Raw genomic sequence first — 16,916 nt, 5'->3', positions numbered from 1 at the left:
CAGTGTTATTTCCCGAGCCTGACACTTTTCAGACGCAACGCATTCACAATGACGCTGACGGAGGAAAGAGCCATGGCCGCCGCCGCAATAACTGGCGACAGCAGTATTCCATACACAGGATAAAGCAGACCTGCAGCCACAGGCACGCCAAGTGCGTTGTAGATAAATGCAAAAAACAGATTCTGACGGATATTTTTCATGGTGATCTCTGACAGATGACGGGCCCTGTTCAGTATCATCAAGTCGCCTTTGAGAAGGGTGACTCCGGCACTTTCAATTGCCACATCTGTACCCGTTCCCATGGCTATTCCCACGTCAGCCGCTGCCAGCGCCGGGGCATCATTCACACCGTCTCCGGCCATCGCAACCACATGGCCAGACGCTTTCAGTCGGGTTATCACTGCTTTTTTGCCATCCGGCAGAATCCCGGCTTCAACCTCATCTATTCCCAGTTTCCGTGCGACTGCTTCAGCAGTAAGCTGGTTATCCCCGGTGAGCATAACAATGCGGATCCCCGCCTGACGCAAAGCTTTAAGCGCATCCGGCGTGGTTGCTTTCACGGGATCCGAGATAGCTATCAGGCCTGCAAGGTACCCATCTGTGGCCACATAGATAACGGTAGCGCCTTCCATCCGCAACTTATCCGCAACGGCCTTTTGATTATCAATAACGATACTGTTTTCCTGCATAGCCAGTTCATTACCAATAACAACCCGTTGACCTTCAACATCGCCTGAAACACCTTTCCCCGACGGAGCATTGAAATCACTGACTGCGGGTATCATGATCCCCCTGTGCTGGGCTGCCCGGACTACAGCCATACCCAGCGGATGCTGCGAGCCTTTTTCCACTGCGGCCGCTACACGTAAAAGAGATGCTTCCCCACCCGGATTGAGACTGATAATCCCTGTCACCGTAGGCGAACCTTCCGTGAGCGTGCCTGTTTTGTCGACAACCAGCGTGTCCACTTTTTCAAGACGCTCAAGGGCTTCGGCATTCCTGATTAACACCCCGGCCTGGGCTCCTTTGCCTACCCCCACCATTATCGACATCGGTGTGGCCAGCCCCAGTGCGCAGGGGCAGGCAATAATCAGGACCGACACAGCCGCAATCAGACCGTGCGCCATCCTGGGCTCGGGCCCCCAGACAGACCAGATCACGAAAGCAACAACCGCGATAAGTATCACCAGAGGAACAAACCAGCCTGAAACGCTGTCAGCCATTCTCTGGATGGGGGCACGCGAACGCTGTGCATCAGCGACCATCTGAACAATTCGTGAGAGCATCGTTTCATCACCGACTTTCTCTGCACGGATGATAAGACTCCCTGTCTGATTAATCGTCCCCCCAATGACAGGGTCATCCTTCGTTTTGGTAACCGGCATAGACTCCCCGGTCACCATCGATTCATCAACGGTTGTTTTGCCTTCGATCACGATACCGTCGACCGGAATACTCTCTCCAGGTCTGATGCGGAGCTTATCGCCAGGCAGGACATCTTCCGCATTAATATCCGTTTCATGACCGTCATGATCCAGCCGTCTGGCGGTTTTGGGGGCAAGGTTCAGAAGCGCAGTAATGGCGCCTGAGGTTTGTTCCCGTGCCCGCAGCTCAAGAACCTGTCCCAGCAGAACAAGCACCGTAATAACTGCTGCGGCTTCAAAATAAACGGCCACCAGGCCATCCATGTTTCTGAACGATGCAGGAAACCAGGAGGGGAAGACGGTTGCAATGACGCTGTAAACCCAGGCTACGCCGGTCCCCATTGCAACAAGGGTAAACATATTCAGGGAGCGGTTACGTAACGACATTCCGGCCCGGGCGAAGAATGGCCAGCCACACCACAACACGACAGGGGAGGCCAGAAGCAACTGCAGCCATGTGTTGTACTGTGGCGGTACTGTATTCCTCAAGTCGGGAAACAGATGAGATCCCATTTCGAGTACCAGAACCGGAAACGCCAGCAACAACCCCAGCCAGAAGCGTCTTGTCATGTCGTGAAGTTCATCACTCGGCCCCGTGGATGCCGTAGCTACGAGCGGCTCCAGTGCCATTCCACAGACAGGACAGCTTCCGGGACCACTGCGGCGTATCTCCGGGTGCATCGGACATGTCCACACACCTTCAGAATTCTCTTTTTCCGCCTGGTGGTGAGGCTGTTTTATCTGATCAGGGCTGACTTCGTGATGATCGTGGTGATGGTGATGGGAATGTTCACTGGCATCTTCGGTAAGATAACGATCGGGATGGGCTTTAAATTTACTCTCACAGCTGGCGGAGCAGAAATAAAGTTGATGGTCCTGGTATCGAATGCTGCTGTGCGCCCTGTCGGGCAGGATGGCCATCCCGCACACGGGATCTCTCACCTTATGCAATACGTGGCCCTCGTCCGGGGATAATGTCTGCTCAGAAGCAGTCTGGTTGTTGTGTTGCACTGCATTGTTATTTTTCACTGTAACTCTCCTTATGCATATCTGAAGCATTTTCTGTCTTCAGGGTATGTCATGGATGCGATTACCACGAATATCGCCGGCACAGGAGTGCCTGCTACCGGCGTCCCGTTATCAGCCGTTCCGCTGACTATTCGATTCGCTGGAAGACTTTTTTACTTCCATCCGGTGAGAATGCGATAACATCGTAAGCCTCTTTTCGGGCTCCCATCTCCATTCCAGGACTTCCTGCTGGCATACCGGGGGTGGCGAGACCGTATATACCCGAACCAGACTGCATTGCCTTATGTATCGTTGTCGCAGGCACATGGCCTTCAATGATCAAATTACCGGCAACCGCGGTATGACAACTTCGTAGTCCTGCAGGAATAGCATGCTTTTCTTTCTGGGCTGACAGCGCCTGATCATTCATGACGTGAGTTCGTACTTCGAACCCGTCTTTTTCCATCGCTTTGCCCCACAGGGAACAACAGCCACAGTTTTCAGATTTGTACATATCAATGACTTTTTCACTCGCCATCGCGGGTAGTGAAAGGCCGAGAGCCAGCGCCATTAGAACCACTTTTTTCATACTCACCTCTGTATATTATCGATATAAACCCTGACGTCAGGGTGAATCAGTAAAGAAGGACACCCACAGGGGGTGCCCTTTCAGGTTCAGGACACGCTTTTTTTATGTCTGCGCAGCCAGATTAATTTGTAGGCGGCAGGAATAATGAACAGGGACAGCAGCGGAGCCGTGATCATCCCACCAATCATGGGTGCCGCGATACGGCTCATGACTTCTGAACCTGCACCGGTTCCCCAGAGTATTGGCAGCAGACCCGCAATGATCACCGCCACGGTCATGGCTTTCGGCCGGACACGCAGTACGGCACCATGATAGAGGGCTTCATCAAGGCCTTCCGGTGTGAACGTCTCTTTACGGGACAATTCCGGGTGCGCGTCAATGGCATGACGCAGATACATCAGCATGACCACGCCAAACTCTGCTGCCACCCCGGCCAGAGCGATAAACCCCGTTCCGGTTGCGACAGACATATGGAAGCCCTGCCAGTACAGGAACCATATCCCGCCAACCAGGGCGAACGGCAGGCTCATCAGGATCAGCAGGGCTTCATCAACCCGGCGGAATGCCAGATACAACAGGATGAAGATGATCATCACCGTCATCGGCACCATCAGCTTCAGTTTCTTGTTGGCATGCTCAAGCAGTTCAAACTGTCCGGAGAATGACACGCTGGTACCCGGTCTCAGTTTCACTTTCTGACTGATCGCCGTTTTAATGTCATTAACCACCGACACCATATCCCTGCCGCGCGCGTCAATGTAAATCCAGCTGGCTGGACGGGCATTTTCCGTTTTCAGCATAGTCGGCCCGGAAACGACCTTAATATCCGCAACATCGCCCAGCGTGATCTGCTGCTTCATCGGGGTCAGGATCGGCATCTGTTTCAGGGCCTGCGGGCTGTTCCGGTAATCCTGCGGATAGCGGATATTAATCGGGTACCGGGCCACGCCTTCAACCGTTTCCCCTACCGTCGCGCCGCCGATGGCTGATGAGATGAACAGCTGCACATCGCCCACCGTCATTCCGTAGCGGGAGGCTTTTTCCCGGTTGATATCCACATCAATGTAGCGCCCGCCTTCCAGTCGCTCTGCGAGAGCAGACACTACGCCGGGTACGGTTTTGGCGACCGCTTCGATACTCTGCGCCGTTGCATCGATATCGGACAGAACCGTTCCGGACACCTTGATACCTATCGGGCTTTTGATCCCGGTTGAGAGCATATCAATACGGTTACGGATTGGCGGCACCCAGAGGTTTGCCAGCCCCGGTAAACGGACGGTCCTGTCGAGTTCTTCAATAATCTTGTCAATCGTCATGCCTGGACGCCACTGATCCTCAGGTTTGAGCTGGATCGTGGTTTCAACCATTTCGAGCGGTGCGGAATCCGTGGCGGTCTCTGCTTTACCGGTCTTGCCAAATACAGAGGCCACTTCAGGAACGCTTTTGATTAACTTGTCCGTCGTCTGCAGGAGCGCTGCAGCTTCAGCCGGAGAGACACCCGGCAGGGTCGACGGCATATACAACAGGTCGCCCTCGTTAATCTTCGGCAGAAACTCACCGCCCACCTGGCTCAGCGGCCAGATAACGGTGAAAATGGACAAGGCCGCAACCAGCAGGGTTGTTTTTGGCCAGTGGAGAACCCACAACAGCAATGGATGATACGCTTTGATCAGTACCCGGTTCAGGGGGTTACTGGTCTCTGCAGGAATTTTCCCCCGGATCCAGAATCCCATCAGAATCGGAATGACGATGATGGCCAGCGCGGCCGCGCCCGCCATGGAGTACGTTTTCGTGAATGCCAGCGGGCCAAACAGACGTCCTTCCTGACCTTCCAGGGTAAAGATAGGAATAAAGGACAGGGTGATGATCAGCAGGCTGATAAACAGTGCGGGTCCCACTTCAACGGAGGCATCGGTAATCACCTTCCAGCGGGTGGCGTTGTCAATCTGCTCACCCGGATGCTGATGATCCCACTCCTCAAGCCGCTTATGCGCATTCTCAATCATCACAATGGCGGCATCCACCATCGCACCGACGGCAATCGCTATCCCTCCCAGCGACATGATATTGGCGTTCAGTCCCTGGAAGTGCATGACGATAAAGGCGATACACAGACCAAGCGGCAGAGAGATAATCGCCACCAGGGCAGAACGTACGTGCCACAGGAACAGGGCACAGACGATGGCCACCACGATAAACTCTTCCAGAAGTTTGGAACTGAGGTTATCAATCGCCCGGTCGATGAGCTGGCTGCGATCGTAGGTGGTCACGATTTCAACGCCTTCCGGCAGGCTGGCCTTCAGCGTCTCAAGTTTATCCCTCACTGCCGTGATAACGTCGCGTGCATTTTTACCCGACCGCAGGATCACCACGCCGCCAGCGACTTCGCCCTGGCCGTTCAGCTCGGCAATACCACGCCGCATTTCAGGCCCGGTCTGCACGCGGGCAACATCCCGCAGATAAACCGGCACGCCGTTCTCGCCTGTTTTCAGGACGATGTTATTAAAATCATCAATGCTCTGAAGATAACCGCTGGCACGGACCATATACTCAGCTTCGGCCATTTCAACGGATGAGCCACCGGCCTCCTGGTTAGACGATTCAAGGGCCTGTTTCACTTCGGGCAGGCTGATACCATACTGAGACAATTTTACCGGATTGACCTGAATCTGGTACTGTTTCACCACGCCGCCAACCGAAGCGACCTCAGCCACGTTCGGGATGGTTTTCAGCTCAAATTTCAGGAACCAGTCCTGCAGAGAACGCAGTTCTGAAAGGTCGTGTTTTCCGCTGCGATCGACAAGGGCATATTCAAATATCCAGCCCACCCCCGTGGCGTCCGGACCGATTTCAGAACTCACACCGGCGGGCAGTTTTCCCTGTACCTGGTTCAGGTACTCCAGCACGCGGGAACGGGCCCAGTACAGATCGGTGCCGTCTTCAAAAATGACATACACATACGAATCACCGAACTGTGAAAAACCACGCACGGTTTTTGCGCCAGGCACGGACAGCATGGTGGTGGTAAGTGGATAGGTGACCTGGTTTTCTACAATCTGCGGGGCCTGGCCGGGATAGCTGGTTTTGATAATGACCTGCACATCTGACAGGTCAGGCAAGGCATCGACAGGCGTGTTAATAATCGTCCATGTGCCCCAGATGCTGAGAAACAGGGCCCCCATCATGACCAGGAAACGGTTGGCGACAGAGCGCCGGATAATCCATTCAATCATCGTCGTCTCCTCAGTGCCCTGAATGCATATTTACAGGCTGGTCAGACATTGCTGGCATACTGCTTTCTGTTTTTTCAGGGTGGCGCATACGTTCCAGTGCGCCCGTAATATTGGCTTCAGAGTCAATGAGGAACAGGCCACTGACCACCACGGTATCGCCTTCATTCAGGCCGGAGCCGATGCCGGACTGTTGCTGTGACTCATGCAGAACGTGGATCTGTTTCGGCACAAACTTGCCTTCATCATCAACAGTAATCACGCGCTGTTCTTTGCCGGTATCGATAACGGCCTGGCTTGGTATCAGCAGCATCTCCTGGCTTCTGGTATTCAGTTTCAGATAGGCATTCATGCCCGGCTTGAGAAACTCATCCTTATTAGAAACCTGGAGACGGACCTGAAGCGTACGGGTTGTCTGATCCACGCTGGGAAGAATATTCCATTTTTCGACATGGAATGTTTTATCCGGATAAGCCGGTACCGAAATTTCAAACTGCGACGTATCTTTCAGCAGATAGGCGATAGATTCTGGCACTGCAGCGCTGATCCAGACCGGGTCCATTCCCTGAATCTGAGCCACCACCTTATCTTTCGAAATATTCATGCCGGTGCGCAGGTCAAATGCAGTAATGACACCATCAATAGGTGCTTTAATGGTAAAACGGGTCTGAATGCTCCGGGTAGAACGCAGTCTCTGAATATCCTCTTCCGGCATACCTGCCAGGCGAAGCCGTTCCAGAACGCCTTTAATTTGCGTGGAAGTACCACCGGTGCTGGATAACAGAAGGAATTCACTCTGTGCTTCCACCCAGTCCGGAATGGTAATATCGATAAGTGGCGTCCCCTTCTTCACATGATCGCCAATCGTCATGGGGTAGACTTTTTCGACAAACCCGTCAGAACGCGCCTGCACAATAACAAACTGATACTCGTTATAGCTGACATTAGCCGGGATTGTCTGAGAATAATTCAGCATTCCTCGCGTGACTTTTTGCGTTTTTAATCCCAGATTCTGAACCTGGGTTGGGTCGATACGGATCCCGCCACTGCTTTTATCGCCACTGTCATCAGCATATTTTGGCACCAGGTCCATATCCATAAAGGGCGATTTTCCGGGTTTATCAAATTTGGTATCCGGTTTCATCGGGTCATACCAGAAAAGTACCTTTCGCTCCGGTGCCTTTTGTTCGGTTTGTACTGTTTTTTGTGATGAGTTTACATACTGCCAGGCAGTAACCGATATCAGCCCCCCTGCTATGAGGCTGCTGATAATTATTGCAGCATATTTTATCTTTAAAGAAGCCATACAATTTTCCGCTAAAAAATCAAAACACCTGGCATATGCGCCTGACGGTTAACTCACACATATACCTATGTGAATGTACAGGCGCACAGGATGTAATCGCTCCGGACAGCCAATCAGGACTGCGTCACGTTAATGCTTTTGAGTAAGGAGATATTGCCCTGCTGAATAAACGAGAAATCGACATGGTTGCCTGTTTTCAGGGCATTAATAGCATCGTCTGCATTAACAAAAGTAAAGCGCATGGTCATTGCAGGCCAGCCCACCGCTGGAATTGCTTCATGCGAAATGGTGATTTTCTTAGTATTCATATCAATGTCTTTAACGACACCGGTGCCCTTGATAACTTGCTGTACCGAAGCATCACTGGCAGTATTCATATCGCCATGCTGATGTGTTTCAGCATGAAGACCGGCAGAAAACATGACAGAGAAGGCACCAAATAAAACGGCTTTAAGTGAATTACGCATTTTAATTTCCTGATTAATTAAATAAATTTACTCTACCCAACCGCCACCCAGCGCGGTAAACAGATTAATTTCGTTAACCTGCCGGGAATAGGTAAGATCGAGAATGGTTTGCTGGGTAGCGAAGAGGGAACGTTCTGCATCCAGCACTTCGATGTAACTGACAGCACCACTTGCATACAATCCTCTGGCACGCTGGAGAGTTATCTGAAGTGAATCAAGATAACGCTGCTGTGACTCAAGTTGCTGGCTAAGGCTGTCGCGCAGCGCAAGCGTGTCGGAAACATCCTTAAAGGCTGACTGAATTTTTTGTTCGTAATTAACCACCGACTGTTGCTGGCGAATTTCAGCCAGCTTCAGATTGGCTTTATTCCTGCCAGCATTAAATATAGGAATTTCAATTTTAGGGATAAAATTCCACATTCCACTTCCTGACGTAAACAGGCTGGACAGCTCCGTACTGCTTGTGGAAAGACCACTGGTCAGGGTAATTGAGGGGAAAAAGGCCGCTCGCGCTGCGCCAATATTGGCATCAGCCGCTTTCAGCTGATATTCCGCTTCCATAATATCCGGTCGCTGCAGCAAAATTTGTGAAGACAGATTTGGTGGCAATTTTACTGGGGCTATCTCCCCGCCTTTCATCCCTTTTTCTGACGGAAGTGCGCGGTACGTTCCCAGCACCAGTTGCAGGGCATTGTTTGCCTGAGCCAGATCGCCTTCTCGTTTGGCTATTTCGGCGCGGGTACTTTCGATTTGTCCTCGCGCCTGTTCAAGTGCCAGAACGTTCGTACTCCCGGTCACGAGCTGCTGCTCAACGAAAGCATAGGACTGTTGATAATTTTTCAGCGTTTCCCGCGCAATACGAAGTTGTTCGTACGCCAGTTGCTGGCTGAAATAGCTTTGTGAAACGTTGGATACCAGCAGGATGTGTACGGCCCGACGGGCTTCTTCGCTGGCAAAGTAGTTCTGGCGATCAGCATCACTCATGTTCTTAAGTTTGCCGAAAAAATCGAGCTCATAGCTGAGCTCCAGTCTCGCGTCGTACTCCTGTGTGGTCGGCTTGTCACCTTTCAGACCACCGCTGTATGTTATCCCGGATGAGGCATTCAGCTGGGGATAACGATCTGCATCCGTGACGTTGAACTGGGCTCGGGCCTCTTCAACCTTCAGGGCAGCCATTCTCAAATCACGGTTATTAGTCAGAGCTTCACCGATCAACCGGGTAACCTGGGGATCGACAAAAAAGTTACGCCAGCCCGTATCCTGATAGCCATTTACCGCTGGCGTCAGGCTGTTATGGGACAGTGAAAACTGCTGGGGTACCGGTGCTGCGGGCCGCTGATATTCAGGCGCAAGCGACACGCAGCCTGCCAGGATGAATATCGTGCTAATGCTGAGTAATTTTAATTTGAACATAACGCTTCTCGTCCAGGCAGACCTGGTAAATGGTTCAAATGAAGTCCAGAGTATTGATAGGGGTACTTTACCTAACGCTCTCTGTTTGCCGGGTGACAGGATAATGACAATGTTGTCATTTTTGCTGTAATCCGTTGATAACGATCGTGGGCGCAATAGAATGACATTAGCAGCCAGCCGGGGAGCAAGATGAAAATATTGATCGTCGAAGACGAAATTAAAACAGGTGAATATCTCAGCAAAGGGCTTACAGAGGCAGGGTTCGTAGTGGATCACGCTGATAATGGTCTTACCGGATATCATCTCGCCATGACAGCCGAGTATGATTTAGTCATTCTGGATATCATGCTACCTGATGTGAACGGCTGGGATATCATCCGCATGCTGCGCACTGCCGGAAAGGGTATGCCGGTCTTACTGCTGACAGCCCTCGGCACGATCGAACATAGGGTCAAAGGACTGGAACTGGGTGCGGACGATTATCTGGTTAAACCCTTTGCGTTTGCCGAACTGCTCGCCCGGGTGAGAACCCTTCTGAGGCGGGGAAACACGATGATCACGGAAAGCCAGTTTAAGGTGGCTGACCTCTCGATTGATCTCGTATCCAGAAAAGTCAGTCGCGCCGGAAACCGCATTGTGCTCACCAGTAAAGAGTTCAGCCTGCTGGAATTCTTCATTCGCCATCAGGGAGAGGTTCTTCCCCGCTCCCTGATTGCCTCTCAGGTCTGGGACATGAATTTTGACAGCGACACTAATGCGATCGATGTCGCAGTAAAGCGACTCCGCGCTAAAATAGACAACGATTACGAGACAAAGCTGATCCAGACAGTCCGGGGCGTGGGCTACATGCTGGAGGTCCCGGATGCATAGCAAACCTTCCAGACGCCCTTTCTCACTCGCTCTGCGGCTGACCTTTTTTATCAGCCTGTCCACGATACTGGCTTTTATCGCATTCACCTGGTTTATGCTGCATTCTGTTGAAAATCATTTTGCCGAGCAGGATGTCAGCGATCTTCAACAAATCAGCACCACACTGAACCGTATACTGCAGTCCCCGGTGGATCCGGATGATAAAAAAATAAGCAAAATAAAGGAATCAATTGCCAGCTACCGCAACGTTGCCCTTTTGCTCCTCAATCCCAGGGGGGAAGTGCTCTTTAGCTCAGCTCAGGGGGCGGCACTACGCCCGGCAGTGAATTCAGCAGATTTTAGCGAGCACAGCCGCGCACGGGATGTCTTTCTCTGGACGGTGGAGGATCCTGCGGGACCGATGGATACCGGGTCCGAAATGAAGATGGAAACATACAGGATTATCGCCTCCTCTGGTCAGGCGATATTTCAGGGCAAACAGCAGAACTATGTCATGCTGACTGGCCTATCCATTAATTTCCATCTCCATTACCTCGATGCGCTGAAAAAGAACCTGATTGCGATTGCCGTCGTGATAAGCCTGTTGATTGTTCTGATCATTCGAATCGCTGTCCGTCAGGGGCACCTGCCCCTTCGTAATGTCAGCAATGCCATTAAAAACATCACCTCCGAGAATCTTGATGCGCGACTGGAACCGACACGCGTTCCCATTGAGCTGGAGCAACTGGTTATCTCGTTCAATCATATGATTGGAAAGATTGAGGATGTCTTTACCCGCCAGGCCAATTTCTCTGCCGATATCGCGCATGAGATCAGAACGCCCATCACCAATCTGGTGACGCAGACTGAAATCGCACTGAGTCAGGATCGAACACAGAGGGAACTTGAGGATGTCCTCTATTCCAGTCTTGAAGAGTATAACCGGATGACCAAAATGGTCAGCGATATGCTGTTCCTGGCACAGGCAGATAATAATCAGCTGATACCTGACAGGGTCATGTTTGACCTCAGAGCGGAAGTCATGAAAGTCTTCGAGTTTTTCGAAGCCTGGGCCGAAGAACGCAATATCACGCTCAAATTTAACGGGATGCCCTGCCTGGTTGAGGGAGATCCACAAATGTTCAGAAGGGCGATCAATAATCTGTTATCCAATGCCCTGCGTTATACCCCGGAGGGACAGGCAATCACCGTCTCAATAAGAGAGCAGGAGAGCTTTTTTGACCTTGTGATTGAAAATCCGGGGAAACCAATCCCTGAAGAGCATTTATCAAGGTTGTTTGACCGTTTTTATCGGGTGGATCCGTCCAGACAACGAAAAGGAGAAGGCAGCGGCATCGGCCTTGCGATTGTGAAGTCAATCGTGGAAGCACATCACGGAAGAGTGCAGGTGGAATCGGACGTACACTCAACGCGTTTTATCTTATCCGTGCCCAGACTGGAGAAAATGATTCCGGACACCCAGTGCTGGGAATAAAGATTTAAATGACAAAGATGTCATTAGCCTGTCATGCAGCAAACAGAAGCCATTCGATATAATTAGTGCAACTTATCAGGAAGGCTGGATTGCTTTATCAATATCCGGCGTCAGTGGACGCCAGGAAATGAATATCCAGTCCCCTCCCGGAGAAATAAACACTTCCGAACCTGTTTCAGTTATGGAACTGAAAACACCGGTTGTACTCCCCCGGACATCACTAATTAAGAAATGGAGAGTTATCATGAAAAATATCGTATTAGCATCCTTGCTGGGCTTTGGCTTAATTTCTTCGGCCTGGGCCACTGAAACCGTGAATATCCATGAGCGGGTCAACAATGCACAGGCACCTGCTCACCAGATGCAGTCTGCTGCGGCTCCTGTCGGGATCCAGGGGACTGCACCTCGTATGGCCGGTATGGACCAGCATGAACAGGCCATTATTGCTCATGAAACCATGACGAACGGGTCGGCGGATGCGCACCAGAAAATGGTGGAAAGTCATCAGAGGATGATGGGAAGTCAGACCGTTTCCCCTACCGGGCCGTCGAAGTCATTAGCGGCAATGAATGAGCATGAAAGAGCTGCAGTTGCCCATGAATTTATGAATAACGGTCAGTCTGGCCCACATCAGGCCATGGCCGAAGCGCATCGTCGCATGCTCAGTGCAGGCTGACGGCGAGGGAAGTATCTGTGCTGTCCTTATTTCCTTGATAGATTTTTCCGTAACCGGATATATGGCAACATCTTTGCCCCCTACAGGGGGCATTTTTATCAGATTCTGCTACAGTTAACGGGCATCAACGCTAAAAGGATATTTTTTATGAAAGCCAGAAACACTTTATTTGCAGTATTAATGTTATCCCTGCCAGCGATTTCAGCAGAACATTCAGAAATGAAAATGACTGATATGTCTACCTCGGCTTCGTCACAGGAATATATGGCTGGCATGAAAGACATGCATGACAAAATGATGGCTGCCGTAAATGAGTCCGATCCCGACAAGGCTTTTGCGAAAGGCATGGTAGCGCACCATGAAGGGGCAATAGCAATGGCTGAGACCGAGCTCAAATACGGAAAAGATCCGAAAATGAGAAAGCTCGCGCAGGACATCATTAAAGCTCAAAAAGGTGAAATTGAGCAGATGAATAAATGGCTTGATAGTCAAAAGTAAACATTGTAGAAATGTCACGACAAGCGTGATTTTACATCGTTCCTGGGCGCGGGAGTCGGTTAATCTTTATATAATTCAAACCCGATTAATTTCGGGTTTTTACTACTCTGTACTCCGGTCCTTTGTTGAGGACCGGAATATATGCACCTGAGATGCTTATTTAATACATTATCTCGTCATGGATACAATGTCGCTCAGGATCTCAACCAGCTCGCTTCTCTCCTGCGTTCCGTCATGATAGGTTGATCTTGAGATGATTCTTTCTGATGTCATCTGAGGCCAGAATTTATCTAGTACATTATCGGGTTTCATTCCCACAGCCCGGCCGATTATTTTTTTAGCGTCACAGGTGTCCGTAAACGTGACGGCTACACCAGTAATTTCCTCGATAAGATCCGGGCACAGATAGTTTTCTATCTCACGTTTGCGCGTAGCGAAAAATACCTTACCGGCCTCCTCTACTTCTTTTTTACGCTTCTGGATGGACAGAACCTGTGCAGGGTCTCCCCCAATATCGGAGTCCAGAAATACGCACCAGGGAAGCCCCAGATCTTTGGCCAGATTCAATGTAACCCAGTGTTTGACGCTACCACACCCTCCTATGAGGACTGGCACTATTTTCACGTCCTCCAGAGAGGCTGGCAGCGCACCTGACTGTTTTAATGAACTGGCCGCATGCCTCAGGAAAGTAACATCCGACTTTCCCTCTACCAGAACAATCCCCTGCGCCCTTTCCATACCGGTCTCTGGCAGCACCCCCAGGCTTTCAGTGGCTTCCTTCAGCACTGCGTCATCCGGCATTTTTACTACGGGTTCACCCGCCTCATTTCGGGTAACATAACGTACGCCTTCGACAGGGATTAATCCGGCCAGCGCCGGGACATGGGTGGTGACGATAATCTGACGGTGCGGCTGGCCTGCCAGTGCCAGTAACGCTTTCATCAGCATCATCTGATAGTTCGGATGCTGTGACGTTTCAGGCTCCTCTATGGCATAAATCACATTTCTGGGCGTCCCCGCGACATTCTTTTCAGCCTCAGCCCGAAAAAAATTCAACAGGATAAGCCTCCTTATCCCGCTGCCGCGCTTATTGATGGGGATGCCATTTTCCCCGTCCAGGGTGAAATTGAAGGTCCACTTGGGTTTCTCCTTAAATCGTGGAGTCAGTTCACTGGCGAGTTCGGGGGCCATTTCACGTAATTTATCCAGCGTTCTCTGTGCGACATCCAGGACGCTGTCCTGAATCTCATTTTCCAGCGCTGTAATTTTGTCCTGCAGCGCAGCCTGAGCGTCTTTTACGGCCTGCTGTAAGGGGTTTTTAGCTTCGGAATCCCCGTCGCTGCTTTCCCTGTCGGCTTTGAAAATCGCATACGTGGGCAGCAAATCGAGGATCTTACCCCATAATGATTTTGTGTCGGTTCCGAACTCTTTATCGACATCCAGCATAATTTCCGAACAGGTATAGGGGGCTGCGGCTTCCCTGATGGCCTGACGCCATAACGATGCAGTGCGTTTATCCGCCACATTTTTTTCAACTTCTTTTCCCACCGCCTTGAGCTCAGAAATTTTCATGCCCAGTAAATTTCTCAGGGGCTCCTCATCCGGGTGGATGCAGCGGATGCAGGTCTGCTCCGGTTTTCCTGAGGTCGTTGCTTTAAACGTTTTGACGATTTCAAAATTGCCGTCCTCATTCAGCAGATGTTCTGAGGCGAGCGTGGTCTGCACCCTGTCGTCGATCATGATAAAATCGGGCAGGTCATCAAATTCACAGGCTATTTCAAAACGGCCGTCCCCTTCTCTTAGGCTGAAACAGTTCATGTCATTCTTGTCAGCCTTCATTCCTTCTGTTTCAAAAAAAATAGCCAGCGCTTCCAGAAGCGTTGATTTCCCAAAGTCATTACGACCGACAATACCCGTCATGCTTTCATCAATAATGATTTCAGTAGAGTTTCTGTAGCCTCTGAAGTTTTTCAGTTTTAATTTTCTGAGCCGCATATGAAGTCCTGTGTGTAAGAAAGCGTTTTGCTGCAACCTGAATACAAAATATATTTTCAAATGCCTGCCAACAAGCAGGGATAACCGTTATTCAGAATATCTTAACGACATTTCGGGATTATGATCTGGTCGCGCTTTCAGAACTTTACTGCCCCTCAAAACACCGGAAACTAACTTGTGGTTGGTTACATGGCAAAGTTAAAACTCCAGAATCACGGGTAATGATTTCAATGCTTATTATATTTTTTGGAATTGACTCATGAGCTTTATAATTTAAATGATAATAATAACCATTCTTTTATGCGTAATATTTGCTACTGACACTGATGAATTTAAAAGAAGATAGATTTTCATTTACGGATTATTTCCTAAATTCATCGATAATGTGATCGACATAAAATTTTCACTGAAGAATGAAGAGATAATTTAAGGCCGAGCGAAATAGCTCAAAATGGTGTATTTAACATAACAGAAGAAATGAAAGGCTCTATCGCAACCTGATACTTCAGGCCGCTAAGGGGTTAATCTTGTTGAAGAAAAATTAGACCGGGAAGCGCCAGGCGTCACCATTTCTCCCGCCTGGCTGGAAGTGAAGAATAATTGTGCATAGCTCCGTATTCGGGCTTTGCATCTGACAATGGTTCCCTGGATGAAAGTACGATCTCCACTCCAAGGACGCTGAACACCCTAAACAAACGCTCAAAACCCGCACTTGCAGGGTTGGCCTCTAGTCGGGCATAAGTTTGCTGTGTTATACCCAAACGTTCAGAAACATCTTTTTGCGTCAGTCCATTGGCTTTGCGAAAGCCGATTAAAACAGGACGTAACTGATTCAAAGTCTTCAAAGCGTATTGAGTGTTCATAAGTGACCTTCCGTATCGACGAGTTAACAAGCATAACGCAGGGATTTACAGCATATAGGCTGTAATGCTCATTAACAGACTATAGGCTGTAATACGAATCCTGCCAAGATGCGGCATCTTTCAAATACAAGGCCGTATTGGGTAAGCAGTACACCGTTATATAGCACCCCTTGCCCCTTTGCTGGAGAGGGACCCACGTGATCGCAGGTCTTTTAGACGTTGTTGCTAACCGGCATCATACACAGGTGGTAACCCCCAGGGAAACTCTATGAGTGATAATTTAGGCACTGTTGCAAATAGTCGGTGGTGATAAACTTATCATCCCCTTTTGCTGATGGAGCTGCACATGAACCCATTCAAAGGCCGGCATTTTCAGCGTGACATCATTCTGTGGGCCGTACGCTGGTACTGCAAATACGGCATCAGTTACCGTGAGCTGCAGGAGATGCTGGCTGAACGCGGAGTGAATGTCGATCACTCCACGATTTACCGCTGGGTTCAGCGTTATGCGCCTGAAATGGAAAAACGGCTGCGCTGGTACTGGCGTAACCCTTCCGATCTTTGCCCGTGGCACATGGATGAAACCTACGTGAAGGTCAATGGCCGCTGGGCGTATCTGTACCGGGCCGTCGACAGCCGGGGCCGCACTGTCGATTTTTATCTCTCCTCCCGTCGTAACAGCAAAGCTGCATACCGGTTTCTGGGTAAAATCCTCAACAACGTGAAGAAGTGGCAGATCCCACGATTCATCAACACGGATAAAGCGCCCGCCTATGGTCGCGCGCTTGCTCTGCTCAAACGCGAAGGCCGGTGCCCGTCTGACGTTGAACACCGACAGATTAAGTACCGGAACAACGTGATTGAATGCGATCATGGCAAACTGAAACGGATAATCAACGCCACGCTGGGATTTAAATCCATGAAGACGGCTTACGCCACCATCAAAGGTATTGAGGTGATGCGTGCACTACGCAAAGGCCAGGCCTCAGCATTTTATTATGGTGATCCCCTGGGCGAAATGCGCCTGGTAAGCAGAGTTTTTGAAATGTAAGGCCTTTGAATAAGACAAAAGGCTGCCTCATCGCTAACTTTGCAACAGTGCC

At 50.3% G+C, this 16,916-nt stretch carries 13 protein-coding genes; 5 read left to right on the top strand and 8 right to left on the bottom strand.

The features are described 5' to 3' along the window. Positions 1–5 precede the first annotated feature (5 nt). From silP to silC, 6 genes are all read right to left on the bottom strand, one after another. A complete protein-coding gene (gene silP, locus ABVN44_RS23595) occupies positions 6–2,483 on the bottom strand; it encodes an Ag(+)-translocating P-type ATPase SilP (RefSeq protein ID WP_001398208.1) in 2,478 nt (825 codons plus the stop codon). Between the two features lie 97 nt (positions 2,484–2,580). Next, positions 2,581–3,021: a DUF411 domain-containing protein gene (locus ABVN44_RS23590; RefSeq protein ID WP_000758229.1), complete on the bottom strand. Its 441-nt coding sequence runs from the start codon at positions 3,019–3,021 to the stop codon at positions 2,581–2,583. Between the two features lie 86 nt (positions 3,022–3,107). After that, positions 3,108–6,254, bottom strand: a complete 3,147-nt coding sequence (gene silA, locus ABVN44_RS23585; protein WP_020219104.1) for a Cu(+)/Ag(+) efflux RND transporter permease subunit SilA — start codon at positions 6,252–6,254, stop codon at positions 3,108–3,110. A 10-nt stretch (positions 6,255–6,264) separates the two neighbouring features. After that, positions 6,265–7,557, bottom strand: coding sequence for a Cu(+)/Ag(+) efflux RND transporter periplasmic adaptor subunit SilB (gene silB, locus ABVN44_RS23580; RefSeq protein ID WP_001381488.1), 1,293 nt, complete (start codon positions 7,555–7,557; stop codon positions 6,265–6,267). Between the two features lie 113 nt (positions 7,558–7,670). Beyond that, positions 7,671–8,024 (bottom strand): cation efflux system protein CusF, encoded by a 354-nt coding sequence (gene cusF / locus ABVN44_RS23575; RefSeq protein ID WP_001246155.1) that lies wholly within the window; start codon positions 8,022–8,024, stop codon positions 7,671–7,673. Between the two features lie 27 nt (positions 8,025–8,051). Beyond that, entirely contained in the window at positions 8,052–9,437 is a 1,386-nt protein-coding gene (gene silC, locus ABVN44_RS23570; protein WP_000475507.1) for a Cu(+)/Ag(+) efflux RND transporter outer membrane channel SilC, read from the bottom strand. A gap of 189 nt (positions 9,438–9,626) precedes the next feature. Here silC and silR point away from each other — a divergent pair, with 189 nt between their 5' ends. From silR to ABVN44_RS23550, 4 genes are all read left to right on the top strand, one after another. Beyond that, complete coding sequence (gene silR / locus ABVN44_RS23565; RefSeq protein WP_000697968.1) at positions 9,627–10,307, top strand: copper/silver response regulator transcription factor SilR; 681 nt, start codon at positions 9,627–9,629, stop codon at positions 10,305–10,307. Further along, positions 10,300–11,781 (top strand): copper/silver sensor histidine kinase SilS, encoded by a 1,482-nt coding sequence (gene silS / locus ABVN44_RS23560; RefSeq protein WP_000555736.1) that lies wholly within the window; start codon positions 10,300–10,302, stop codon positions 11,779–11,781. The genes silR and silS overlap by 8 nt, the downstream gene beginning before the upstream one ends. Positions 11,782–12,025: 244 nt before the next feature. Then, on the top strand, positions 12,026–12,457 hold the full coding sequence (gene silE, locus ABVN44_RS23555; RefSeq protein ID WP_000790485.1) for a silver-binding protein SilE: 432 nt from the start codon (positions 12,026–12,028) through the stop codon (positions 12,455–12,457). Between the two features lie 147 nt (positions 12,458–12,604). Beyond that, entirely contained in the window at positions 12,605–12,955 is a 351-nt protein-coding gene (locus ABVN44_RS23550) for a DUF305 domain-containing protein (RefSeq protein WP_000647571.1), read from the top strand. 168 nt (positions 12,956–13,123) lie between these two features. On the opposite strand, the gene ABVN44_RS23545 is transcribed toward ABVN44_RS23550, so the two are convergent. Both ABVN44_RS23545 and ABVN44_RS23540 read right to left on the bottom strand, forming a co-directional pair. Next, entirely contained in the window at positions 13,124–14,950 is a 1,827-nt protein-coding gene (locus ABVN44_RS23545) for an AAA family ATPase (protein ID WP_001239419.1), read from the bottom strand. A 563-nt stretch (positions 14,951–15,513) separates the two neighbouring features. Then, the gene (locus ABVN44_RS23540; protein ID WP_001097216.1) at positions 15,514–15,813 is read right to left on the bottom strand and encodes a helix-turn-helix transcriptional regulator; all 300 of its coding nucleotides are present in this window, start codon (positions 15,811–15,813) and stop codon (positions 15,514–15,516) included. Positions 15,814–16,159: 346 nt separating this feature from the next. Between ABVN44_RS23540 and ABVN44_RS23535 the strand changes: the two genes are divergently transcribed. Next, positions 16,160–16,864, top strand: coding sequence for an IS6-like element IS26 family transposase (locus ABVN44_RS23535; RefSeq protein WP_001067858.1), 705 nt, complete (start codon positions 16,160–16,162; stop codon positions 16,862–16,864). Positions 16,865–16,916: the final 52 nt, after the last annotated feature.

The sequence above is a fragment of the Salmonella sp. SJTUF15570 genome (assembly GCF_043357055.1).
GTDB lineage: Bacteria > Pseudomonadota > Gammaproteobacteria > Enterobacterales > Enterobacteriaceae > Salmonella > Salmonella enterica.
Note: the sequence above shows the minus strand (reverse complement) of the source record. Positions and strands in the feature narration are given on the sequence as shown.